This is a genomic window from Streptomyces sp. NBC_01471, from assembly GCF_041438865.1.
Lineage (GTDB): Bacteria > Actinomycetota > Actinomycetes > Streptomycetales > Streptomycetaceae > Streptomyces.
Genome location: NZ_CP109450.1, coordinates 4,494,358 through 4,516,588 on the forward strand (window position 1 = coordinate 4,494,358; position 22,231 = coordinate 4,516,588).

The 22,231-nt window shown below is 72.2% G+C and carries 21 protein-coding genes and 1 pseudogene; 21 read left to right on the plus strand and 1 reads right to left on the minus strand.

Features of this window, described 5'->3' with window-relative positions; translation table 11 throughout:
• Positions 1 to 54 precede the first annotated feature (54 nt).
• Entirely contained in the window at positions 55 to 204 is a 150-nt protein-coding gene (locus OG285_RS20055) for a hypothetical protein (RefSeq protein ID WP_371791759.1), read from the minus strand.
• Between the two features lie 94 nt (positions 205 to 298).
• Between OG285_RS20055 and OG285_RS20060 the strand changes: the two genes are divergently transcribed.
• The 21 genes and pseudogenes from OG285_RS20060 to OG285_RS20160 all read left to right on the plus strand — a co-directional run bounded on the left by OG285_RS20060 (position 299) and on the right by OG285_RS20160 (position 22,231).
• Entirely contained in the window at positions 299 to 508 is a 210-nt protein-coding gene (locus OG285_RS20060) for a hypothetical protein (protein ID WP_356828005.1), read from the plus strand.
• A gap of 12 nt (positions 509 to 520) precedes the next feature.
• A pseudogene (locus OG285_RS20065) lies at positions 521 to 1,123 on the plus strand (HD family hydrolase).
• Entirely contained in the window at positions 1,095 to 1,619 is a 525-nt protein-coding gene (locus OG285_RS20070) for a DUF6879 family protein (protein ID WP_371791760.1), read from the plus strand. Before OG285_RS20065 ends, OG285_RS20070 begins: the two are co-directional and overlap by 29 nt.
• A gap of 37 nt (positions 1,620 to 1,656) precedes the next feature.
• On the plus strand, positions 1,657 to 1,881 hold the full coding sequence (locus tag OG285_RS20075; RefSeq protein WP_371793569.1) for a helix-turn-helix domain-containing protein: 225 nt from the start codon (positions 1,657 to 1,659) through the stop codon (positions 1,879 to 1,881).
• Between the two features lie 83 nt (positions 1,882 to 1,964).
• Positions 1,965 to 2,816, plus strand: coding sequence for a TIGR03084 family metal-binding protein (locus OG285_RS20080; protein WP_371791761.1), 852 nt, complete (start codon positions 1,965 to 1,967; stop codon positions 2,814 to 2,816).
• 53 nt (positions 2,817 to 2,869) lie between these two features.
• Positions 2,870 to 4,549, plus strand: a complete 1,680-nt coding sequence (locus OG285_RS20085) for an acyclic terpene utilization AtuA family protein (protein ID WP_371793570.1) — start codon at positions 2,870 to 2,872, stop codon at positions 4,547 to 4,549.
• 66 nt (positions 4,550 to 4,615) lie between these two features.
• On the plus strand, positions 4,616 to 6,217 hold the full coding sequence (locus OG285_RS20090) for a carboxyl transferase domain-containing protein (RefSeq protein ID WP_356828011.1): 1,602 nt from the start codon (positions 4,616 to 4,618) through the stop codon (positions 6,215 to 6,217).
• A gap of 8 nt (positions 6,218 to 6,225) precedes the next feature.
• The gene (locus tag OG285_RS20095) at positions 6,226 to 8,187 is read left to right on the plus strand and encodes a biotin carboxylase N-terminal domain-containing protein (RefSeq protein WP_371791762.1); all 1,962 of its coding nucleotides are present in this window, start codon (positions 6,226 to 6,228) and stop codon (positions 8,185 to 8,187) included.
• Positions 8,184 to 9,395 (plus strand): acyl-CoA dehydrogenase family protein, encoded by a 1,212-nt coding sequence (locus tag OG285_RS20100; RefSeq protein WP_371791763.1) that lies wholly within the window; start codon positions 8,184 to 8,186, stop codon positions 9,393 to 9,395. Before OG285_RS20095 ends, OG285_RS20100 begins: the two co-directional genes overlap by 4 nt.
• Before the next feature lie 147 nt (positions 9,396 to 9,542).
• Positions 9,543 to 11,201 (plus strand): 4-coumarate--CoA ligase family protein, encoded by a 1,659-nt coding sequence (locus OG285_RS20105; protein WP_371791764.1) that lies wholly within the window; start codon positions 9,543 to 9,545, stop codon positions 11,199 to 11,201.
• Positions 11,198 to 11,947, plus strand: a complete 750-nt coding sequence (locus OG285_RS20110; protein WP_356828017.1) for an enoyl-CoA hydratase family protein — start codon at positions 11,198 to 11,200, stop codon at positions 11,945 to 11,947. The genes OG285_RS20105 and OG285_RS20110 overlap by 4 nt, the downstream gene beginning before the upstream one ends.
• Positions 11,935 to 12,579 carry a TetR/AcrR family transcriptional regulator gene (locus tag OG285_RS20115; protein ID WP_356828019.1) on the plus strand — a complete coding sequence of 215 codons (645 nt, stop codon included), beginning with the start codon at positions 11,935 to 11,937 and terminating at the stop codon, positions 12,577 to 12,579. Before OG285_RS20110 ends, OG285_RS20115 begins: the two co-directional genes overlap by 13 nt.
• A 233-nt stretch (positions 12,580 to 12,812) precedes the next feature.
• The gene (locus OG285_RS20120; RefSeq protein ID WP_356828021.1) at positions 12,813 to 13,334 is read left to right on the plus strand and encodes a hypothetical protein; all 522 of its coding nucleotides are present in this window, start codon (positions 12,813 to 12,815) and stop codon (positions 13,332 to 13,334) included.
• Between the two features lie 79 nt (positions 13,335 to 13,413).
• Positions 13,414 to 14,259, plus strand: coding sequence for a DUF4097 domain-containing protein (locus OG285_RS20125; protein WP_371791765.1), 846 nt, complete (start codon positions 13,414 to 13,416; stop codon positions 14,257 to 14,259).
• A 118-nt stretch (positions 14,260 to 14,377) separates the two neighbouring features.
• On the plus strand, positions 14,378 to 15,397 hold the full coding sequence (locus tag OG285_RS20130; RefSeq protein WP_371791766.1) for an ATP-binding cassette domain-containing protein: 1,020 nt from the start codon (positions 14,378 to 14,380) through the stop codon (positions 15,395 to 15,397).
• Positions 15,394 to 16,185: an ABC transporter permease gene (locus OG285_RS20135; protein ID WP_356828027.1), complete on the plus strand. Its 792-nt coding sequence runs from the start codon at positions 15,394 to 15,396 to the stop codon at positions 16,183 to 16,185. Before OG285_RS20130 ends, OG285_RS20135 begins: the two co-directional genes overlap by 4 nt.
• 576 nt (positions 16,186 to 16,761) lie before the next feature.
• A complete protein-coding gene (locus OG285_RS20140; protein ID WP_371791767.1) occupies positions 16,762 to 17,976 on the plus strand; it encodes a YcaO-like family protein in 1,215 nt (404 codons plus the stop codon).
• Entirely contained in the window at positions 17,955 to 18,611 is a 657-nt protein-coding gene (locus OG285_RS20145) for a TOMM precursor leader peptide-binding protein (RefSeq protein WP_356828031.1), read from the plus strand. Before OG285_RS20140 ends, OG285_RS20145 begins: the two co-directional genes overlap by 22 nt.
• Complete coding sequence (locus OG285_RS20150; protein ID WP_371791768.1) at positions 18,608 to 20,284, plus strand: TOMM precursor leader peptide-binding protein; 1,677 nt, start codon at positions 18,608 to 18,610, stop codon at positions 20,282 to 20,284. Before OG285_RS20145 ends, OG285_RS20150 begins: the two co-directional genes overlap by 4 nt.
• Complete coding sequence (locus OG285_RS20155) at positions 20,262 to 20,951, plus strand: nitroreductase family protein (protein ID WP_371791769.1); 690 nt, start codon at positions 20,262 to 20,264, stop codon at positions 20,949 to 20,951. Before OG285_RS20150 ends, OG285_RS20155 begins: the two co-directional genes overlap by 23 nt.
• Positions 20,948 to 22,231, plus strand: coding sequence for a YcaO-like family protein (locus tag OG285_RS20160; RefSeq protein WP_371791770.1), 1,284 nt, complete (start codon positions 20,948 to 20,950; stop codon positions 22,229 to 22,231). The genes OG285_RS20155 and OG285_RS20160 overlap by 4 nt, the downstream gene beginning before the upstream one ends.

Genomic DNA, 22,231 nt, shown 5'->3' on the forward strand with positions numbered 1-22,231 from the left:
GCACGCGGGCGGTCGGCCGGTGCATCCGCCAAGAGATCCGGCCGGGGCGGCGGTTCATGGGGAGTAACGGCGCACAGGCGGCACCCGGACCGGGCAGACGACGTGCAGGCGCACCGCCGCGACCACGCCGGTGCCGCCGCTGATCTCGTACTCCTGCGACGGCTCGCCGGGCAGGATCGGCCGGTCGCAGCTCGCGCAGATCACGAGAGCGCCTCGTTCTTCGCATCCCGCCACGTGTGCTGCAGCTCGATGCCCGTCGCACGGTTCACTCCGCGTCGGCACGAGCCAGGGCCGCGCAATGACACCGGAGCACGGGTTCTTCGACCTCAACGTCCACACCCTGTGGGCGCTGCTCGTCGCCCGGCCCGCAGTACTGCGCTCTGGATCAACATCGGTGCGTAGCCTGCGCACGCAGCTGCCCGTGATGTTGGATACGCAGGAGTTGACGGCGCGGACGCGCAGGGAGCTGGACGGTATTCGATACGCGATCCGCCTTGCTGAGGCGTGAGAGGGGACGGGTGTGGCTGACGACTTGTCCGCAGTAGCGTATTTCCTGTACGAGGCAGGAACGCTGAAGCAGACCCGGCGTACGGGGTGGTGGATGGCCGATGTGCGTGATCCCGAGAGCATCGCTGACCGCTCGTGGCGCACGTCGCTCATCGCCTCGATCATCGCGAAACTGGAGGGTGCTGATCCCGCGCGGGCAGCTTTCCTTGCGGTGTGACACGACTCGCAGGAGTCCCGCACGGGGGACGTCAACCATCTCGGGAAGAAGTACTCCTCCGGCGCGGACCCGGAGGAGGTGACCGCAGACCAGACGGCAGGCATGCCCGAGGTGCTGGCCGCGACGGTGCGCGAACTGGTCCGGGAGTACGAAGACAAGGAGACCGCCGAGGCGATCTGCGCCAGGGACGCGGACAAGCTTGAGTGCCTGCTCCAAGGCATCGAGTATCGACCACAGGGCTACGAGAGCGCACAGCGTTGGATCGACAACAGCCGCGGACGGCTGGTCACGGAGACGGCCTGTCGCCTGGCCGATGAACTGCTCGGCCAGGGGCCGTTGGACTGGCTGCGTAAGGCCCTGGAGGAGAACAGTGGACCTGATCACCAGCGCCCAGCGTGACGAGCTGTTCAACAGGTTCGAGCGCAGTGCCTTTCACCTTGAGCTGAGGGACGACTACGGTTCGCCCGTTGAGGACACGCCATACGCTCGGTGGCAGCGGGGAGAGCCTGACGACTACGCGTGGCTTGATCCGTGGATGACGCTCATGAAGCGGGTGACTGGCGAGGGCAGGACGGTGCGGCGCGTCCGCGTGGTCACTGAGCCGCATTCTCCGTACGTGGGCTGGGAGAACTCTCTCACTCATCTGAATGCGGCGGCTGGCGAAGACATCAGGTGGCTCCCACGGCACCAGCTCCCGGTCGGGCTGGTCTTCCCCCTGTCCGGCAACGACTGGTGGCTCTTCGATGACCGTCTGCTGGCCGTGGGCCACTTCGACGCGGAAGGGCGTGTCCTCGGGTCGGAGCTGATCGAAGATCCCGAGTCCGTGGCCGAGTGCATCCGTATCAGGGATCTGCTCTGGGCCTCCGCCATCCACCACACCGAGTACAAGCCCTGACTCTTCGGTGAGTAACCAAGCACAAGAAGCGCGCACAGTGCTGGGCGCCCGGTTGCGAGGGTTCCGCAAGGATGCCGGATTCTCCAGCGGCCGGGCATCTGCTGCTGTCACCGGGTGGCAGGAGTCGAAGGTTTCCCGAATCGAGAACGGCAGACAGGGCGGAAGTGAAGCCGACATCCGTACCTATTGGTGCCCCCCCCGGCGGACGCGGCGAGTTGTCCCTGGCGTGAGGTGCGAACCCCGCCCCGCTCCCGCTCCGTAAAAATAATGCAAGCACGCTTGCTTGTTTTCATGGTCGCTGCCATGCTCCCGGACACGAAGCCGTGCCCCCGGAGGGAGCGATCCGTGTCCGATGCAGGTGCCGTGCTGGATGATCTGGTCGGCGAGAGTGCCGAACTGGACCTTCTCGTAGCGGAGTTGGATCGTGGGCAGTGGGCGCTCGCCACCCCCGCGCCCCGGTGGACCATCGCCCATCAGATCGCCCATCTGGCCTGGACCGACCGGGCCGCACTGCTTGCCGTGACCGAGCCCGACGCCTTCGGTGCGGAGGTCGAGAAGGCGCTCGCCGCGCCCGGGACCTTTGTGGACGACGGCGCGGAGGAGGGCGCGGGGCTCGATCCGGCCGTACTGCTCGACCACTGGCGCGACGGCCGCGAACGGCTCCAGCGGGCGCTGCGGACCGCCCCGGCCGGCGCCCGCTTCCCCTGGTACGGCCCTCCGATGAGTACCGCGTCCATGGCCACCGGGCGGCTGATGGAGACCTGGGCACACGGCCAGGACGTGGCGGACGCGCTCGGGGTGCGGCGTGCACCGACCGCGCGGCTGCGGCATGTGGCGCGGATCGGCGTACGGGCCCGGGGCTTCGCCTTCGGCGCACGGGGTCTCGCCGTGCCCGGTGAGGAGTTCCGGGTCGAACTGACCGCGCCGGACGGGGAACTCTGGGAGTACGGGCCCGCCGACGCCGTTCAGCGGGTGACCGGGCCCGCCCTCGACTTCTGCCTGCTGGTCACCCAGCGCGCCCACCGCGACGACCTGGCCCTGCGTGCGACGGGCGCCGACGCCGACCGGTGGCTGGACATCGCGCAGGCCTTCGCAGGCCCGCCCGGAACCGGACGCGCGGCAAAGGGAACGCCGAAGGGCGCGACGGAGGGTGCAGCGAAGGACGCTCCGAAGGACGCCCCGAAGGGCGCGGTGTGAGGCCGCTGCGGGTCGGGAACGCCTCCGGCTTCTACGGCGACCGGTTCGGCGCGATGAAGGAGATGCTCACCGGCGGCCGGCTGGACGTGCTGACCGGGGACTACCTCGCCGAGCTGACCATGCTCATCCTCGGCCGCGACCGCCTCAAGGACCCCCGCACCGGCTACGCCAGGACCTTTCTGCGCCAGCTGGAGGAGTGCCTCGGCGAGGCGCACGACCGGGGGGTGCGGGTCGTCACCAACGCGGGCGGTCTCAACCCGGCCGGACTCGCCGATGCCGTTCGGGAGTTGAGCGAGCGGACCGGTGTCCCGGTGCGGGTCGCGCATGTCGAGGGCGATGCCCTGCCGCTGCCGGACGGCGCGCTGACCGCCAATGCCTACCTGGGCGGTGCCGGGATCGCCGCCTGCCTGCGGGGCGGGGCCGATGTGGTGGTCACCGGCCGGGTGACGGACGCGGCGCTGGTCACCGGGCCCGCCGCCTGGCACTTCGGCTGGGGACCCGGCGACCTCGATCAGCTCGCCGGCGCGGTGACCGCAGGGCACGTCCTGGAGTGCGGGACCCAGGCGACCGGCGGCAACTACTCCTTCTTCACCGGCCACGACATACGCCACCCCGGCTTCCCGGTCGCGGAGATCCGCGCCGACGGATCAGCCGTGATCACCAAGCACGCGGGTACGGGCGGGGTGGTCGACATCGGGACGGTGACCGCGCAACTGCTGTACGAGACAGGCGGCGCGCGGTACGCGGGGCCCGATGTCACGACCCGGCTCGACACCGTACGGCTGGTGCAGGAGGGGCCCGACCGGGTGCGGATCTCGGGCGTACGGGGCGAGCCGCCGCCGCCGACGCTCAAGGCGGGGGTGACCCGCATCGGCGGCTGGCGCAACGAGGTCGTGTTCGTGCTCACCGGTCTCGACATCGAGGCCAAGGCGGCGCTGGTCCGCGATCAGGTGGAGGACGCCTTCGGCGCGGCGACGGGCGGGCCGGGCCCCTCCCGTCCGGCGGACGTGCGGTGGGAGCTGGTGCGTACGGACCGCGCCGATGCCGACACCGAGGAGTGCGCGAGCGCGCTGCTCCGCCTGGTGGTGCGCGACAGCGACCGGGAGGCGGTCGGGCGGGTGGTGAGCGGCGCCGCGATCGAGCTGGCGCTCGGCAGCTACCCCGGATTCCATGTGACCGCCCCGCCCGGGAAGGGCGCGCCGTACGGGGTCTTCGACGCGGTGTACGTGGACCGGGGCGCGGTGCGGCAGGTGGCCGTACTCCCGGACGGGGAACGGGTGGTGGTGCCTGATCCGCCCCGTACCTCGGAGCCGGCGGCGGTCGCCGAGCCGGCCCTGCCCGAGCCGCTGCCCGGCCGGTCCGAGGCGCCCGCTGTGCTCCCCGGGGGCAGCGCCCTACGGCGCGTCCCGCTCGGGCGGGTCGCCGGGGCCCGCAGCGGCGACAAGGGCGGTGACGTGAACGTGGGCGTGTGGGTGCGGACCGACACGGCGTGGCGGTGGCTGGCGCACGCGCTCACCGTCGAACGGTTCCAGGAGCTGCTGCCCGAGACGCGGGGCCTGGTGGTGTCACGCCATGTGCTGCCGCAGCTGAGGGCGTTGAACTTCGTGGTGGAGGGGCTGCTGGGGCAGGGCGTCGCCGCACAGGAACGGTTCGACGCGCAGGGCAAGGGGGTGGGGGAGTGGCTCCGGAGCCGACTGGTCGACGTGCCGGCGGAGGTGCTGCCCGGCCCGTGACCGGGGGCGAGCCTCCGTACGCCGCAGAGCCCGAGCCCGCCCCCCCAGGAGTCCCAGGAGCCCCGGATGACCACCCTCCGTACCGCCATCGACCCCGCGTCCCCCGAATACGCCGCCCACCGCGACGCGATGCTCGCCAAGCTCGCCGACCTGGAGGCCGAGCACACCAAGGCGCTCGCGGGCGGCGGTGAGAAGTACACCGACCGGCACCGCAAACGCGGCAAGCTCCTCGCCCGTGAGCGCATCGAGCTGCTGCTCGACCCCGACACGCCCTTCCTCGAACTGTCCCCGCTCGCCGCCTGGGGCACCGACTACCCGCTCGGTGCCTCCATGATCACCGGCATCGGTACCGTCGAGGGTGTCGAGTGCCTGATCACCGCCAACGACCCCACGGTGCGCGGCGGTGCCAGCAACCCCTGGACGCTGAAGAAGGCGTTCCGGGCCAACGAGATCGCGTACGCCAACCGCCTGCCCTGCATCAGCCTCGTCGAGTCCGGCGGCGCCGACCTCCCCTCGCAGAAGGAGATCTTCATTCCCGGCGGCGCGCTCTTCCGGGACATCACCCGGCTCTCCGCCGCCGGGATCCCCACCGTCGCCGTGGTGTTCGGCAACTCGACGGCGGGCGGCGCGTACGTACCGGGCATGTCCGACCACGTGATCATGATCAAGGAGCGGTCGAAGGTCTTCCTCGGCGGCCCTCCCCTGGTGAGGATGGCGACCGGTGAGGAGTCCGACGACGAGTCCCTCGGCGGTGCCGAGATGCACGCCCGGGTCTCCGGACTCGCCGACCACCTCGCGCTGGACGAACCCGACGCGCTGCGCCAGGCCCGCCGCGTCGTCGCCCGCCTCAACTGGCGCAAGGCGCAGCCCGATCCGCCGGGCCCCGCGGTGCCGCCCCGGTACGACGAGGAGGAGCTGCTCGGTATCGTGCCCGGCGACCTGAAGACCCCGTTCGACCCGCACGAGGTCATCGCGCGCATCACCGACGGCTCGGACTTCGACGCGTTCAAGCCGCTCTACGGGCCGAGCCTGGTCACCGGCTGGGCCGAGCTGCACGGCTACCCGGTCGGCATCCTCGCCAACGCGCGGGGCGTCCTCTTCTCCGAGGAGTCGCAGAAGGCCGCCCAGTTCATCCAGCTCGCGAACCAGCGCGACATCCCGCTGCTCTTCCTGCACAACACCACCGGCTACATGGTCGGCAAGGAGTACGAGCAGGGCGGCATCATCAAACACGGCGCGATGATGATCAACGCCGTCTCGAACTCGAAGGTCCCGCACCTCTCCGTCCTGCTGGGCGCCTCCTACGGCGCGGGCCACTACGGCATGTGCGGGCGCGCCTACGATCCCCGGTTCCTCTTCGCCTGGCCCAGCGCCAAGTCCGCCGTGATGGGACCGCAGCAGCTGGCCGGCGTGCTGTCGATCGTCGCCCGCGCCTCCGCGCAGGCCAAGGGGCAGCCGTACGACGACGAAGCGGACGCCGCGCTGCGCGCCGTGGTCGAGCAGCAGATCGAGTCGGAGTCCCTGCCGATGTTCCTGTCCGGGCGGCTGTACGACGACGGGGTCATCGACCCGCGCGACACCAGGACCGTGCTCGGTCTGTGCCTGTCCGCCATCCACAACGCACCGGTCGAGGGCGCCCGCGGCGGCTTCGGCATCTTCCGGATGTGAGGACGAAGATGATCACCTCCCTCCTTGTCGCCAACCGCGGCGAGATCGCCTGCCGCATCTTCCGTACCTGCCGGGCCCTGGGCATCAGCACCGTGGCCGTCTTCTCCGACGTGGACGCGGACGCGCTGCACGTACGGGAGGCGGACACCGCCGTACGGCTGCCGGGCGCGGCCCCCGGCGACACCTATCTCCGCGGCGACCTCGTCGTCGCGGCCGCGCTCGCGGCGGGCGCCGACGCCGTCCACCCCGGGTACGGTTTCCTCTCCGAGAACGCCGCCTTCGCCCGCGCGGTCACCGCCGCCGGACTCATCTGGGTCGGGCCCTCCGCCGGTGCCATCGAGGCGATGGCGTCCAAGACGCACGCCAAGAAGCTCATGGCCGGGGCCGGAGTCCCCCTGCTGGCCCCGGTCGACCCGGACCGCGCCACCGCCGACGACCTGCCGCTGCTGCTCAAGGCGGCGGCGGGCGGCGGCGGCCGCGGTATGCGCGTCGTACGCGAACTCGGCTTGCTGGAGGGCGAGATGACGGCCGCCGTCGCCGAGGCGCGGTCCGCCTTCGGGGACGGTGAGGTCTTCGCCGAGCCGTACGTGGAGCGCGGGCGCCATGTCGAGGTCCAGATCATGGCCGACGCCCACGGCACGGTCTGGACGCTCGGCACCCGGGACTGCTCACTCCAGCGCCGCCACCAGAAGGTCATCGAGGAGTCCCCCGCCCCGGGCCTGTCCGACGCCCTGCGCACCACGCTGCACGAGGCCGCCACCGCCGCGGCCCGAGTGGTGGAGTACCGGGGCGCCGGGACCGTGGAGTTCCTCGTCACGGAGAGCGGCGACCGGGCGTACTTCCTGGAGATGAACACCCGGCTCCAGGTCGAACACCCCGTCACCGAGGCCGTGTTCGGAGTCGATCTGGTCGCGCTCCAGCTCCGGACGGCGGACGGCGAACCGCTCCCGCCCGGCGGCCCCCCGCCGCCGCACGGCCACGCCGTGGAGGCCCGGCTCTACGCGGAGGACCCGGCCGCCGGATGGGCCCCGCAGACCGGCACCCTGCACCGGCTCGACGTGCCCGGTACCGGCGGCGCGCCCGGGGGTACGCGTGCCGGTACCACCGTCAGGCTGGACACCGGCTACACCGGCGGCGACACCATCGGCATCCACTACGACCCGATGCTCGCCAAGGTCATCGCTCACGCCCCCACCCGCACCGAGGCGCTGCGCACCCTCGCGTACACCCTCGAACGCGCCCGTATCCACGGGCCGGTCACCAACCGCGACCTGCTCGTACGGTCCCTGCGCCACCCGGACTTCAGCGCGGCCCGGCTCGACACCGGCTTCTACGACCGGCACCTGCCCGGACTCACCGTCCCGGCCCCCGACCCGCTCGCCGCGCTCGCCGCCGCCCTCGCGGACGCGGCACGGGCCCGGATCGGCGGCTGGCGGAACGTACCGTCCCAGCCGCAGACCAAGACCTACCGCTCCGAACCGGACGGCGAGGTGTACGAGATCCGCTACCGCCTCACCCGGGACGGGCTGCGCGCCGACGGCTTCCCCGGCGTACGGCTGCACGCCGCCACACCGCACCGGGTCTCGCTCGAAGCCGGCGGGGTGCTGCGCCACTTCGACGTCGAGGTGCACGGCGACCGCGCCCACGTCGGCCCGCACACCCTCACCCGGCTGCCCCGCTTCCCCGACCCGGCTGCCCGCGCGGTGCCGGGTTCGCTGCTCGCGCCGATGCCCGGCACGGTCGTCCGGGTCGCCGACGGGCTCGCGGCCGGGGACGCCGTCACCGCCGGGCAGCCGCTGATCTGGCTGGAGGCCATGAAGATGGAGCACCGCATCACCGCTCCGGCATCCGGCACCCTCACCGCACTCCACGCCGCCCCGGGCCGCCAGGTCGAGGTCGGCGCACTGCTCGCCGTCGTACAGACCGCACAGGACGCACAGCCGGACGCACAGGAGGCCCTGGAGTCATGAGCACCAGCACTGGCACGAGCACGGGCACGCAGACGGGCACGCAGACGGGTACCGCCGTCGGGAGTACCGCCGTCGAATCCGAAGAGCGCGCGGCCCTGCGCGCCGCCGTGGCCGCCCTCGGCAGGCGCCACGCGGGCACCAGCCACCGCGACTACGACCGGCAGGCGCTCTGGGCCGCCGCGGCGAAGCTCGGCTATCTCGGAGTCAGCCTCCCCGAGGAGTACGGCGGCGGAGGCGGCGGTATCAGTGAACTCTCCATCGTGCTGGAGGAGTTGGGAGCCGCCGGGTGCCCGCTCCTGATGATGGTCGTCTCGCCCGCCATCTGCGGCACCGTCATCGCCCGCTTCGGCACGGACGAGCAGAAACAGCGGTGGCTGCCCGGCCTCGCGGACGGATCGCTCACGCTCGCCTTCGGCATCACCGAGCCGGACGCGGGCTCCAACTCCCACCGCATCACCACCACCGCCCGCCGTGACGGAGGAGGGGACTGGCTGCTCACCGGCCGGAAGGTCTTCATATCCGGCGTCGACATGGCGGACGCGACTCTGATCGTCGGCCGCACCGAGGACTCCAGGACCGGACGTCTCAAGCCCTGCCTCTTCCTCGTGCCCCGCGACGCCCCCGGTTTCCACCGCACGCAGATCGACATGGAGATCCAGGCGCCGGAGAAGCAGTTCGAGCTGGTACTCGACGACGTACGGCTGCCCGCCGACGCCCTGGTCGGCAATGAGGACGCCGGGCTGCTCCAGCTCTTCGCCGGGCTCAACCCCGAGCGGATCATGACCGCCGCCTTCGCGATCGGGATGGGCCGCTACGCGCTGGCGAAGGCCGTCGACTACGCGAAGACCCGGCAGGTCTGGAAGGAGCCCATCGGCTCCCACCAGGCCATCGCGCACCCCCTCGCCCAGTCCCACATCGAACTCGAACTGGCCCGGCTGATGATGCAGAAGGCCGCCGCGCTCTACGACGCGGGCGACGACCTCGGCGCGGGGGAGGCGGCCAACATGGCCAAGTACGCGGCGGGCGAGGCCTGTGTGAAGGCGGTCGACCAGTCGGTGCACACGCTCGGCGGCAACGGGCTCACCCGCGAGTACGGTCTGGCGGCGCTCATCACCGCGTCCCGGGTGGCCCGGATCGCACCGGTCAGCCGGGAAATGATCCTCAATTACGTTTCCCACCAGTCCCTGGGTCTCCCCAAGTCCTACTGACAGGGGCGATTCTGGCCCGACCGGACTCGGCCCAGGAGCCGGCCCGGTACAACGGCGCACCAGGGCGCTGAGGCACCGGGGCGCTGAGGCACCAGGGCGCTGAGGCACCGGGCTCCACGCACATGTCGCGCGTCGAAGGGGACTGGCATGGTGTTCCACAGCGAGTACGAGGACGTACCGGTTCTCGACCAGCCCATCCACGAAGCGGTACTCGGCCGGGCGGCCGAGTACGGAGACGCCCCCGCGCTGATCGACGCGGTGGACGGCACCACCGTCAGCTACCGCCAACTCGACTTCTTCCACCGGTCGGTCGCCGCCGGGCTGGCCGCCGCCGGGGTGCGCAAGGGCGATGTCGTCGCCCTGCACAGCCCCAACAGCATCGCCTACCCTGCCGTCTTCCACGGTGCGTGCCGGGCGGGCGCCACGGTCACCACCGTGCACCCGCTCGCCACCCCCGAGGAGTTCGCCACACAGATACGGGACTGCGCCGCGCGGTGGATCATCACCGTGTCCCGCCTGCTGGACGTGGCCCGCCGGGCGGCCGAACTGGTCGGCGGGATCGAGGAGATCTTCGTCTGCGACCGGGCCGAGGGCCACCGCTCGGTGCTCGACCTGTCCGGGGCCCGGCCGGGGGACTCGTCGGAGAGCCGCGACCGCGCCCCCGGCACCACCGTCCCGATCGACCCCGCCGAGGACATCGCCGTCCTCCCGTACTCGTCGGGCACCACCGGCGCCCCCAAGGGCGTCATGCTCACCCACCGGTCCGTCTCCACCAACCTGGTCCAGCTGCACCCGTTCGCCCGGATGGGGCCCGGCGAGCGGATCCTCGCCGTGCTGCCGTTCTTCCACATCTACGGGCTCACCGCACTGCTCAACGCACCGCTGCGGTACGGCGCGACGGTCGTGGTGCTGCCCCGGTTCGAGCTGGGACAGTTCCTGGCCGCCATCGAGGAGCACCGCATCAACGGGCTCTACGTGGCCCCGCCGATCGTCCTCGCCCTCGCCAAGCACCCCTCCGTCGCGCGCTACGACCTGTCCTCGCTGGAGTACATCGTCAGCGCCGCCGCCCCGCTCGACGCCGGTCTTGCCGCCGCCTGCTCGGCCCGGCTCGGGCTGCCGCCGGTGCGCCAGGCGTACGGCATGACGGAGCTGTCACCCGGCACGCACGTCGTCCCGCTCGACGCGGAGAACCCGCCGCCGGGAACGGTCGGGAAGCTGTTCCCCGGCACCGAGATGCGCATCCTGTCGCTGGAGGAGCCGGGGGAGGGCCCCGGGGCGGGGCCCGCGCGCGATCTCGGGGTGGACGAGGAGGGCGAGGTCGCCATCCGCGGGCCGCAGGTCATGAAGGGCTACCTCGGCCGGCCGGAAGCCACCGCCGAGATGATCGACCAGGACGGCTGGGTGCACACCGGGGACATCGGCCGGGTGGACGAGGACGGCTGGCTCTTCATCGTCGACCGGGTCAAGGAGCTCATCAAGTACAAGGGCTACCAGGTGGCCCCCGCCGAACTGGAGGCGCTGCTCCTCACCCATCCCGCGGTGGCCGACGCGGCGGTCATCGGCGTGTACGACGAGGACGGCAACGAGGTGCCCAAGGCGTTCGCCGTCCGGCAGGCGGGTGCGCGTCTCACGGAGGAGGAGCTGATGGCGTACGTCGCCGAGCGCGTCGCCCCGTACAAGAAGATCCGGCGGACCGAGTTCATCGGCGCCGTCCCGCGCGCCACCTCGGGGAAGATCCTCCGGCGTGAACTGCGGGAACGGGAACGGCGGAACAGCGGCCGGGAGACCGGGGGGCGGCGCGCGTGACGTCCGCGGCATCCACACCCGGCGTGATCCGGACGGCCCACGACCGGGGGATCACCACCCTGACCCTGGACGCCCCGCAGAGCCGCAACGCGCTCTCCGCGCAGCTGGTGGCGGAGCTGGAAGAGGCCCTGTCGGCGGCCGGTGACTCCGTACGCGCGGTGGTCCTCACCCACACCGGGAACACCTTCTGCGCGGGCGCGGACCTCAAGGAGCCACCGGACCCGGCCGCGTTCGTACGGCTGATGCGGGCGATCGTGGCGCACCCCCGGCCGGTGGTCGCCCGCGTCACCGGACACGTCCGGGCCGGCGGGCTCGGGCTGCTCGGTTCCTGCGACATCGCGATGGCGGGGCCCGGGGCCTCCTTCGCCTTCACCGAGTCCCGGCTCGGCCTGGCCCCCGCCGTCATCTCGATGCCGCTGCTGCCGCGCATGGACGCGCGGGCCGCGGCCCGCTACTACCTCACGGGCGAACGGTTCGACGCCGCCGAAGCCGCCCGTACGGGACTGATCACCGGCGCGGCGGACGACGTGGACGCGGCGCTCGCCCCGGTCATCGACGGACTGCGCCGGGCCTCCCCGCAGGGCCTGGCCGCATCGAAGGCGCTGGTCACCGCTACGGTGCTGGAGAACTTCGACCGCAACACGGAAGACCTCATCGCCCACTCGGCGTCCCTCTTCGCGTCCGCCCAGGCGCACGAGGGCGTACGGGCCTTCCTCGAACGACGGGATCCCGCATGGGTGTTGTGACGGACCGGGGCAGCGGCGGTACAGGCGGCAGCGGCGGTACGGGCCGGGGCCCCAAGCAGGACCGCAGCCGGGCCACCCGGCAGCGCCTGCTGGAAGCCGCGGTCTCGTGCCTGGCCGAGCACGGCTGGGCAGGCTCCACCGTCTCCGCCGTCGCGGAGCGCGCGGGCGTCTCCCGGGGGGCCGCGCAGCACCACTTCCCGACCCGCGAGGACCTGTTCACGGCGGCGGTCGAGTACGTGGCAGAGGAACGCTCCACCGCCCTGCGCACCCTGCCCCCGCAGGACCGCCGCACCGTGGTGGCGGCCCTGGTCGACCTCTACACCGGCCCGCTGTTCCGGGCCGCCCTGCACCTGTGGGTGGCCGCGTCGAACGAACCGCAGCTGCACGCCCGCGTCACGGAGCTGGAGGCCCGGGTGGGCCGCGAGTCGCACCGGATCGCCGTACAGCTGCTGCGGGCGGACGAGTCCGTGCCCGGCGTACGGGAAACGGTGCAGGGCCTGCTGGACATGGCGCGGGGGCTGGGCCTGGCGAACCTGCTCACGGACGACGCGGAGCGGCGCGAGCGTGTGGTGGCCCAGTGGGGTGAGCTGGTGGAGGGGGCGCTCCGGCCCGGAAAGGGCGACCGGGGCTGAGTGGCGCCACCACGGGCCGCCGGGCGGCGCTGTGTGTGCCATGCGGCGCCACTCGGCGCCATGTGAGGTCGTGCGGTGCCACCTCGAAAAATATTGGTGCCACGGATGGTGCGCGCATAGTGCGGCTCTGACCTGCGGAAATGACCCCACCTGGCGTCCCTGATCGCCTCTCTGTGCCATGCGTTGCGCCTCACGGCTTGCCAGTGGCGCCACTATGGCGCCATAGTGGGGTCATGGACCTCACGCCGTACGTCGAAACGCTCCGCAGGGAACTGGCGGTCGCCGCCGAAGCCGGGGGCGACGAAGCCCGCGAGCTCGCCGAGCGGCTGACCGCGCCGCTGGAGTCGGCCGCCCGCCTGACCCTGCTCAACGTGCTGTCCGACGCCATGGGCGAGATCACCCGTGAACTCGCCCCCGGCTCGGTCGACGTACGACTGCGTGGCCTCGACCCGGACTTCGTGGTGGCGCTGCCGCATGACGAGGGCCGGACCGGATCGCTCGACGCACCGGCGGCGGCCCCGGCCCCCGCCGCCCCCGCCGACCCGGACGAGGGTGGCACCGCCCGCGTCAATCTGCGCCTGCCCGCCCACCTCAAGAACCGCGCCGAGGAGGCGGCGGCCGGCGAGGGGCTGTCGGTCAACGCATGGCTCGTACGGGTCGTGTCGGCCGCGGTCGACACGGGCGGCGCCGCCACCCCGCACACCACCGGCAGGACCAGGACGATCGGCCAGAACTTCACGGGCTGGGTGCGCTGACCAGCCCTTCCGAACGACTTCACCCACACCACGTCCCACCTGCGGGGACGCCACGAACAGTCAAGAGGACGGGACAGCCATGCCTTCTTTCGACACTCCCCAGCCGATCTCGGTCGACGCCCGTGTGGACGCCGGAACCATCCAGTTCGCCGCGGCCGACCGCGCCGACACCGTCGTGGGCGTAGCCCCCCGCGACCCGAAGAAGGACCAGGACGTGCGGGCGGCCGACCAGACCGAGGTCACGTACGTGAGCGGCGTCCTGACGGTCAGGACGCGCAAGTCGCGCTACCCCCTCGGGCGCACCGGCACCGTCGACGTGACGGTCGAACTGCCCACGGGCTCGCGCGTCGACATGACCGGCGCCTGGACGCAGGTGCTCGGCGACGGGCGCCTCGGCGAGGTCCATGTGAAGACCTCGTCGGGCGACGTCCGCCTCGACACGACCGGCCCGCTGTACCTGAGCGCGTCCCACGGGGCCATCACCGTGGACCGCGTCGAGGGCCCCGCCGAGATCACCACCAGCTCCGGCAGTATGCGCGTCGGCACGGTGACGGGCACCGCCGTCCTGAAGAACTCGCACGGCACCACCAGTGTCGGCGACGCCACCGGCGACCTGCGGGTCAGCGGCGCCAACGGCGACATCATCATCGAGCGCGCCCGCGCCTCCGTCGCGGCCACCACCGCGAACGGCGCGGTGCGTGTCTTCGAAGTGGCACGCGGAACAGTCCAGTTGGAGACCTCCTACGGGGCCATCGACCTGGGCGTGCGCGAGGGCACGGCCGCCTGGCTCGACGTCAGTTCGAGCTCCGGGAGCGTGCGCAACTCGCTGACGGCGTCCGAGGGGCCGGAGGCGTCCGAGGACACCGTCGAGGTCCGCGCCCGTACGCGCTACGGAAACATCGACATCCACCGCGCCCGCGCCTGAGGTCCCACCCCGGCGGACCGCTCCGCCGGTCCGTTCACGCCCTTCACGCCCTTCACACCCTTCACGCCATCCACTCCATTCCAGCCTTCGATCGGGAGGGCACGTGCCTTCGCCTGTCATGCCCACGTCCAGAAACGGCAGCGGCCAGGAGCCGCCCGCCGCCATCTCCGCCGCCGGCCTGCGCAAGTCCTACGGCGACAAGCTCGTCCTCGACGGGATCGATCTGCGCATCCCGGCCGGCACCGTCTTCGCGCTGCTCGGCCCGAACGGGGCCGGCAAGACCACCGTCGTCCAGATCCTCTCCACCCTCATCTCCGCCGGCCCCGGCTCCGGCGACATCCGCGTGGATGGCCACGACCTGGCCGCCGACCCCCAGGCCGTGCGGGCCACGATCGGCGTCACCGGGCAGTTCTCCGCCGTCGACGGCCTGATCACCGGCGAGGAGAACATGCTCCTCATGGCGGACCTGCACCACCTCTCTCGCGCCGAGGGCCGCCGCACCACCGCCGAACTGCTGGAGCGCTTCGACCTGGTGGACGCCGCGAAGAAGCCCGCCGCCACCTACTCCGGCGGCATGAGGCGCCGCCTCGACATCGCCATGACCCTGGTCGGCAACCCGCGGATCATCTTCCTCGACGAGCCGACCACCGGCCTCGACCCGCGCAGCCGCCACACCATGTGGGGGATCATCCGCGAGCTGGTCGCCGGTGGCGTCACCGTCTTCCTCACCACCCAGTACCTGGAGGAGGCCGACGAACTCGCCGACCACATCGCGGTCCTGAGCGACGGCAGGATCGCTGCCGAGGGCACCGCCGAGGAGCTGAAGCGGCTCATCCCGGGCGGGCACGTGCGGCTGCGGTTCTCCGACCCGGCGGCGTACCGGTCGGCCGCCGCAGCCCTGAACGAGGTGGCTGTCCGTACCCCCGGCGACGAGGCCCTGTCCCTTCAGATCCCCAGCGACGGCAGCCAGCGCGAGCTGCGCTCCCTCCTCGACTGGCTCGACTCGGAGGGCGTCGAGGCGGACGAGCTGACCGTGCACACCCCCGACCTCGACGACGTGTTCTTCGCCCTGACCGGAGGCGCCGACGTGACCGACGTGACCGGCCGACCCGACAAGAAAGGTGCGGAAGTCCGATGAGCGCGCTCTCCCTCGCCGTACGTGACTCGAACACCATGCTGCGCCGCAACCTGCTGCACGCGCGGCGCTACCCGTCCCTCACCCTGAACCTGCTGCTCACCCCGATCATGCTGCTGCTGCTCTTCGTCTACGTCTTCGGCGACGTGATGAGCGCGGGCATCGGCGGCGGCGGTGCGGACCGCTCCGCGTACATCGCGTACATCGTCCCGGGCATCCTGCTGATGACCATCGGCGCCACCGTGGTCGGGACCGCGGTGTCCGTCTCCAACGACATGAGCGAGGGCATCGTCGCCCGCTTCCGCACGATGGCGGTCCACCGTGGTGCGGTGCTCGTCGGGCACGTCGTCGGCAGCGTGCTGCAGGCGGTCATGAGCGTGGTCCTGGTGGGCGCCGTCGCCGTGGCCATCGGCTTCCGGTCCAAGGACGCCGGAGTCCTGGAGTGGCTGGCGGCGTTCGGGCTGCTCGTGCTCTTCGCCATGGCGCTCACCTGGATCGCGGTCGGCATGGGCCTGATCAGCCCGAACGCCGAGGCCGCCAGCAACAACGCGACGCCGATGATCCTGCTCCCGCTCCTCTCCAGCGCCTTCGTACCGGTCGACGCGATGCCGGGCTGGTTCCGGCCGATCGCCGAGTACCAGCCGTTCACCCCGGCCATCGAGACGCTGCGGGGTCTGCTGCTCGGCGGCGAGATCGGCAACAACGGCTGGCTCGCGGTCGGTTGGTGCCTGGGTCTCGCGGTGCTCGGCTACTTCTGGTCGGCGTCGAAGTTCAACAGCGACCCGAAGTAGCCGCACGACGGCACGGGCCGCCCGCTCGACAAGAAGGCGCGGCGCGCCGGACGTCGCGGGCGGCTCTTCCGCTGCGCCGGTCCGGTCCGCCACCGCAACACCAATGCCACGAATCGTCAAGTACACGCTTATGTGCGTCAGTTCACGCATCCAGTACCGACTGCCCCTTCACGAGGACCCGGCGGAGTACTAGCCTTCCCGCGGTGGAGTTAGGCCCGCCGCACTTCGAAGCAAAGGGAGAACGCCATGAATTCTGTTGTGCCGTTGGACTTGGATGTCATCGATGTCACGCCCAAGACCTGGGACGAGCTGTCCGCGGATCTGGTCTCGGACAACGTGTACGCAGCCGACTGTCAGTGTTCCGGTGGGTGCGGCTGTTGCGGCGGCTGCGCCGGCTGCTGCATCTGACGTTCGTCCCGACGGCTGACCCGGTGCCGCGCAACGGGGCCGGAACGGTAGGGGCAGAGCCGCCTCTGCCTCTACCACCCCGCAACAGACAAGTGAGGTCCCGCCGTAAGCGCCGCAGACAGCTTCGACGAACTGGTCTCGCCCTACGGCGTTGTTCAGGCCACCGGTGTGAACCGCCCCGAGGGCTGGCTGGCCGACATGACCGTCTCCGTGGCCGACGGCGGCAGCGGATGTCCCGGCCTGGGCATCGGCCGTTCCTCCAGCACCGGCTGCGGCCGTGCTTTCGGCGACCCGGCGCACGCCCGCATGATCGCCATCGCCGAAGCCGCCGAACGCTATGCGGCGTACGAGCCGCCCACCGCGGAACACCGGTGGGCGACGGCCGCCGAACTCGACGGGCCGGTCCTCGACACCACACGCCTGCCCCGGTGTTCGGCGGCCGAACTGGCCCGTCCCGGCTGCCCGATCACTCCGTTCGACGCCGACGCACCGGTGCGCTGGGTGCAGGGCCTGGATCTGGTGTCCCGGGAACGGACGTGGCTGCCGGCGGTGATGTCGACCTACCGCCTGCACCCCGCGCGACCGGCTGAACGGTTCTGGTACCAGCTGTCCACCGGTTTCGCCGTCCACACCGATCCGGCGGAGGCACTGGTCCGCGCCATCCTTGAGGTGATCGAACGCGACGCCATCGCGCTCACCTGGCTGCAACGGATGCCGCTGCGGCCGATCCCGGACGAGGCGCGCTCGCCGAAACTCGGCCAACTGCTGGCCGCCGCACAGCGGCACTTCCTGCACACCCTGCTGTTCGACGCGACCACCGACCTCGGTGTGCCGACCGTGTACTGCCTGCAGATCGCCGAGCACGACCCGAGGGTGCGGCACGTGGTGGGCTGCGCCTCCGACCGCACCCTGTCCGCAGCCGCGGAGAAGGCACTGGCCGAGACGCTCAGCATCCGCGGCCTGGTCCACTCAGGCCCGGTGCCGAAGACCTACGAGGAGTTCTCCGACATCGCCGACGGCGCCCGCTACATGGCCGTGCCGGAACGGTCCGAAGCATTCGCCTTCCTGCGCCTGGGGGCCGCCGCCGGGCCGCGCCGTCCGCCCGCCGATCTGCCGACGCCGTCGCAGGACGCACTGGACACCCTGCTGGAACGCTTGTCGGCGCTCGGCATGCCGGTGCTGGCAGTCGACCGCAGCCATCTCGAACTCCGCTCGGTCCGCCTGACCGCGGTCAATGTCGTCATCCCCGACCTGCAGCCGATGTCGTTGCTGCCGCTGGCCCAGTTCCGCGCCCACCCCCGGCTCTACCGGGCACCGGCCGCGATGGGCTTCCCCGTCCACTCCGAGGAGGAGCTCAATCCATGGCCGCAACCGTTCGCCTGACCGGCACCGTGCCGGTCCTCGGCCTCGGCGCCTTCGGCTTCCGGGTGGCGGAGCTGCTGTGCGACGGCATCGCCGGCGCGTACCGGATCGAACCGGACGATCTGGCCGACGCGTTCGCCCGACGGCCGGACGCGGTCGTCGTGGCCGCTCAGCATCCGGTGCCGGAGCTGTGCCGCAGCGCCGACCGTGCGGCCTGGCAGCACGGAGTGCCGTGGCTGCCGGTCGTCGACGAGGACGCGACCGTCCGGCTCGGCCCGTGGGTGGTGCCCGGTTCCGGTCCCTGCTTCGACTGCTACCTGGCGCGGCGGGTCCAGCACGACGACCAGTCCGCGCTCACCGCCGCCGTCCGGGCGGCCTACGAGGCCGACCCCGAGTGCGGACCGCGCGGTTTCCTGCCGCAGCACGCCCGGGCGGCGGCAGGCGTGGCCCATGGCCTGCTCGGACAGCCACCCGACCCCGGAACGGTGGTCGCGCTCAGTGTGCGCAGCGGAAACCTCGACTCCCAGCGGGTGCTGCGCTGCCACGGCTGCCCCCGCTGCGCCCCCGAATCCGTACCCGGCCCGGACCGCACCGGAGGACTGGCGGGACTGCTCGGTTCGGTCAACGGCACTGCACCGTACGGAGTTCCGGCATGAGCGCACCGTCCACCGCCCGTGATCCCGACGGCGCCGGCACCTCGCGGCTGCGTCGCGGGCTCACGGTCGTCCCGACCGAGCGCGGGCTGGTCGTCGAGGGGGTGGGCCGACGGCACTTGTTCGGCGGCGCGGCGGCCACGGACATCCTGCCGCGGCTGTTCACCCTGCTCGACGGTTCCCGCGACCTCGCGGCTGTGGCCGCCGAACTCCGTCTCGACATCGCCCAGATCACCACGGTCCTGGACATGCTGGCCGACCGCGGGTTGCTCGAACCCGTCCCGGCCGGGGCCGTGACAGCGGAGGGGGCGGTCGCCGACTACCTGTCCCGCACCGGACCGGTTGCCGCCGCCGACGGCGGATCGGCGAACGCGCTGGCCCGGTTGGCGATGAGCCGTGTCGTGCTGACCGGACCGGCCTCGGTGACCCGGCGCATCGCCGACGACCTGCGGGCCTGCGGCGTGGGTGGGATCACGGTCGTGCCGCACGGCGACCCGGTACCGGCCGGCCCCGCGAACCTGCTCGTGGTCTGCGACGACGGGGCGCACCGGGTCGGCGAGGCGTGCCGGGCCGGTGTCGCGGAGGGCTTCGAGGTCCTGCGGTACAGCGTGCGGCGGACGGCCAGCCGGGTCGCGGCGATCGAGATCGGACCCCGCTTCCACCCCGGCCACACAGCGTGCCCGGACTGCCTCCGGATCAGCCACGAACGCGCCTTCCCGGAGGAGGAACCACCGGAAGCCGGAGCACCCCGCGACCACGTACCCGGTGAGCCGCCGGGGCCGGTGGCGGATCTGCTCGCCGGGCTGGTCGGCGCCCAGGTCACCGCTGTGCTGGCCGGTACCGGCCAGCCGGTGCCGCGCCGGGACCTGTGGCGCCTGACGCTGCCGGATCACACCAGCAGGCGCTGGACGGTCGCCCCGGAGCCCGGCTGCCATGCGTGCGGGCCCATCGCCACGGGCGCGGAGCAGGAGCTCGACACCGTCGAATGGCTGTTGCAGAGCCCGCCGGACGAAGTCTTCCAGGGCGACAGCGCAGCCGTGGTCTGGCCCGACCCGCTCGACATCCTCGACCTCGCGACCAGCCCGCGACGCCGGCTGGCCACCCCGGACAGTGCCGCCTGCACGCCGGGGCTGCTGGACGAACAGGCGGTCGGCCTGCTGCTGTCCCGCACCGCGGGCGCACGCGGAACCACCGGGGCGCCCGGCAGCTTCCCCTCGCGCTGGTGCCCCAGCGGCGGCAACCGCGCCTCGGTCCAGCTCTTCCTGCTCACCGAGGCGGGCTGGCCGGGGCTGCCCGGCACTGTCTTCGCCTACGACGGTGACGCCGGCACCCTGATAGCGGTCCGCGCCGACGAACCGTCCCTGCCCGAACTGCTGGCGGGCACCGGCCTGGCCGGACGGCCGCTGCGGGCGGCGATCGTCGTCACCGGTGCCGTGTACCGGCTGCGTGGCAAGTACGGCGACTTCGCCTTCCGGCTGACCCACCTCGACGCCGGCTGCGCCCTGGCGCAGTGCGCGCTGGTCGCCGCCGAACTGGGTCTGGAGGCCGAGCTGGTGACCGGCGACACCGGTGACCTCGCCGGACAGCTGGACCTCAACCCGGGCGATCAGCTGGCGATGGGAATCATCGGACTCTACGGAAAGGACACCGGCGATGCCGCTGCTGGACCAGCGTGAGGTGATGGACGAGTACGCCACGCGACTCGCCGCGGCCCGGCCGGTGCCGGTGACCGGTTCGACCGGCCGGGCGGTACCGCTGCCGGCCGGTTCGCTGTGGGAGGTGCTGTCGGCCCGGCAGTCGGTACGGTCCTTCGCCGATGGGCCGGTCGCCGCCACCGACCTGTCCGAGCTGCTGGCCACCGCTCTGGCCACCGAGCGCGACCGGTGGCCCGCCCGGCAGCCGGACGACCTGACCGTGCTGATGCAGGCCCACCGCGTGCGCGGGCTGGCCGCCGGGTGGTACGAGATCGCCCCGGACGGCGGCCACACCGGCGTGATCGGCGCGCCGGAGCTGCCCGACCCGATGGCGCACTTCGACGACGCCCCCGTGGTTCTGTCGTTCGGCGGCGATGTGCGGGCCGCGGTGCGCCGCGCGGGTGTCGCCGGATACTCCGATCTGCTGGTGCGGGCCGGGGCACTGGCCCACAACTGCTGGCTGCTGGCGATCAGTCGTGGGTTCGGCGGCTGTCTGCGCGGCCGCGCGCAGCACTCGTCCACCGCGGCGTTCGCCGCCGGACATCCGGGCCGCCGGCACCTGCTCAGCCTGACCCTCGGCCACCCCGCGCCCGAGCAGGTCCCACCCGGCCCGCAACCGTCCGCGGAGCCCGGGCCGGCCACACGATGAGCGGAACCGACGCCGCGGCCGTCCGGGCGGCCACGGCCGCCGACGCGACCGCCGGTGTGCTCGACGCGACCGCTCCCGACGCGACCGCTCCCGACGACGACTACGGCAGTGATGCACACGGCAGTGACGCACACGGCAGTGACCCACACGGGACCAAGGCGTACTTCACGGGCACGCATCGAGCGTGCCCGCCCGCGCAGACCTGGGCCCGCATCGCCCCGCTGCTGCCGGCCGCCGGTGTCACCCGGATCGCCGACGTGACCTGGCTGGACGACATCGGCATCCCGGTATACCAGGCCATCAGCCCGGCCAGTCGTTACCTGTCGGTGTATCAGGGCAAGGGCCTGGACCACATTTCCGCGAAGGTGTCGGCTGCCATGGAGGCGATCGAACGCCACCACGGCGCGCACCTCGACACCCGGCCCGACCACACCGGTACCGCCGGGGAGGTGGAGCCCGGGCTGGGCTATCTGCTCGACGAACTCACGCTGCGCCCGCGGCACTGCCTCAACCCGGCCACCCGGCTCGACTGGCGTGCCGCGGTACGTCTCGACGACGGCGGCCCGTCGCTGGTGCCGCTGGAGTGTCTGAGCCTGGACCGCCGGGTGCGCCCGCGCTGGCGGCCGCCGCTGTTCGCCGCCACCAGTAATGGCTTGGCCAGCGGAAACACCCGTTACGAGGCGATCGCGCACGGCCTGTACGAGGTGATCGAACGCGATGCGGTCCACCGCAACACCCCCGCCGGGCCCACGTCCGTCATCGACCCCGCCACTGTCGCGGAACCGGCGGCCGGGCTGCTCGAAAAGTACCGGGCGGCCGGGGTGCGGGTCGGGATCGGCGTGCTGACCACACCGCTGAACCTGCCGTGCTTCAGTGTGGCCATCGTGAGCGACGGTTTCCCGCTGCCGGTCTACGGCTACGGGTGCCACCTCGACGCACAGGTCGCCCTGTGCCGGGCGCTCACCGAAGCCGCCCAGGTCCGGGTGTCGGTGATCGCCGGTGCCCGCGACGACCTGGACGACCGCCTCTACGCGCGGTTGCGCCGGACCATGGCCGGTGCGGCGGCGCCGGTGCCGCCCGACGCCCGGCCGACGCTCGGGTTCGACACCGTCGAGTCGGTGCGGGTGCCCGGCCACCGGGCCGAGGCCGCCCTGCTCACCGACCGGATCGTCGCCGTCACCGGCCGCAGCCCGCTGGTGGTCGACCACACCCGCCCCGAACTCGGCGTCCCGGTCGTCCACGTGATCTGCCCCGGGCTGAGGATGCCCGCCACTCTGTGA

What these genes read in the sequence shown, in the direction of transcription:
- OG285_RS20105 (WP_371791764.1), top strand. Translation starts at nt 9,543, where the DNA reads ATGGTGTTCCACAGCGAGTACGAGGACGTACCGGTTCTCGACCAGCCC.
- OG285_RS20125 (WP_371791765.1), top strand. Translation starts at nt 13,414, where the DNA reads ATGCCTTCTTTCGACACTCCCCAGCCGATCTCGGTCGACGCCCGTGTG.
- OG285_RS20135 (WP_356828027.1), top strand. Translation starts at nt 15,394, where the DNA reads ATGAGCGCGCTCTCCCTCGCCGTACGTGACTCGAACACCATGCTGCGC.
- OG285_RS20130 (WP_371791766.1), top strand. Translation starts at nt 14,378, where the DNA reads ATGCCCACGTCCAGAAACGGCAGCGGCCAGGAGCCGCCCGCCGCCATC.
- OG285_RS20155 (WP_371791769.1), top strand. Translation starts at nt 20,262, where the DNA reads ATGCCGCTGCTGGACCAGCGTGAGGTGATGGACGAGTACGCCACGCGA.
- OG285_RS20100 (WP_371791763.1), top strand. Translation starts at nt 8,184, where the DNA reads ATGAGCACCAGCACTGGCACGAGCACGGGCACGCAGACGGGCACGCAG.
- OG285_RS20090 (WP_356828011.1), top strand. Translation starts at nt 4,616, where the DNA reads ATGACCACCCTCCGTACCGCCATCGACCCCGCGTCCCCCGAATACGCC.
- OG285_RS20115 (WP_356828019.1), top strand. Translation starts at nt 11,935, where the DNA reads ATGGGTGTTGTGACGGACCGGGGCAGCGGCGGTACAGGCGGCAGCGGC.
- OG285_RS20120 (WP_356828021.1), top strand. Translation starts at nt 12,813, where the DNA reads ATGGACCTCACGCCGTACGTCGAAACGCTCCGCAGGGAACTGGCGGTC.
- OG285_RS20060 (WP_356828005.1), top strand. Translation starts at nt 299, where the DNA reads ATGACACCGGAGCACGGGTTCTTCGACCTCAACGTCCACACCCTGTGG.
- OG285_RS20095 (WP_371791762.1), top strand. Translation starts at nt 6,226, where the DNA reads ATGATCACCTCCCTCCTTGTCGCCAACCGCGGCGAGATCGCCTGCCGC.
- OG285_RS20150 (WP_371791768.1), top strand. Translation starts at nt 18,608, where the DNA reads ATGAGCGCACCGTCCACCGCCCGTGATCCCGACGGCGCCGGCACCTCG.
- OG285_RS20160 (WP_371791770.1), top strand. Translation starts at nt 20,948, where the DNA reads ATGAGCGGAACCGACGCCGCGGCCGTCCGGGCGGCCACGGCCGCCGAC.
- OG285_RS20085 (WP_371793570.1), top strand. Translation starts at nt 2,870, where the DNA reads ATGAAGGAGATGCTCACCGGCGGCCGGCTGGACGTGCTGACCGGGGAC.
- OG285_RS20145 (WP_356828031.1), top strand. Translation starts at nt 17,955, where the DNA reads ATGGCCGCAACCGTTCGCCTGACCGGCACCGTGCCGGTCCTCGGCCTC.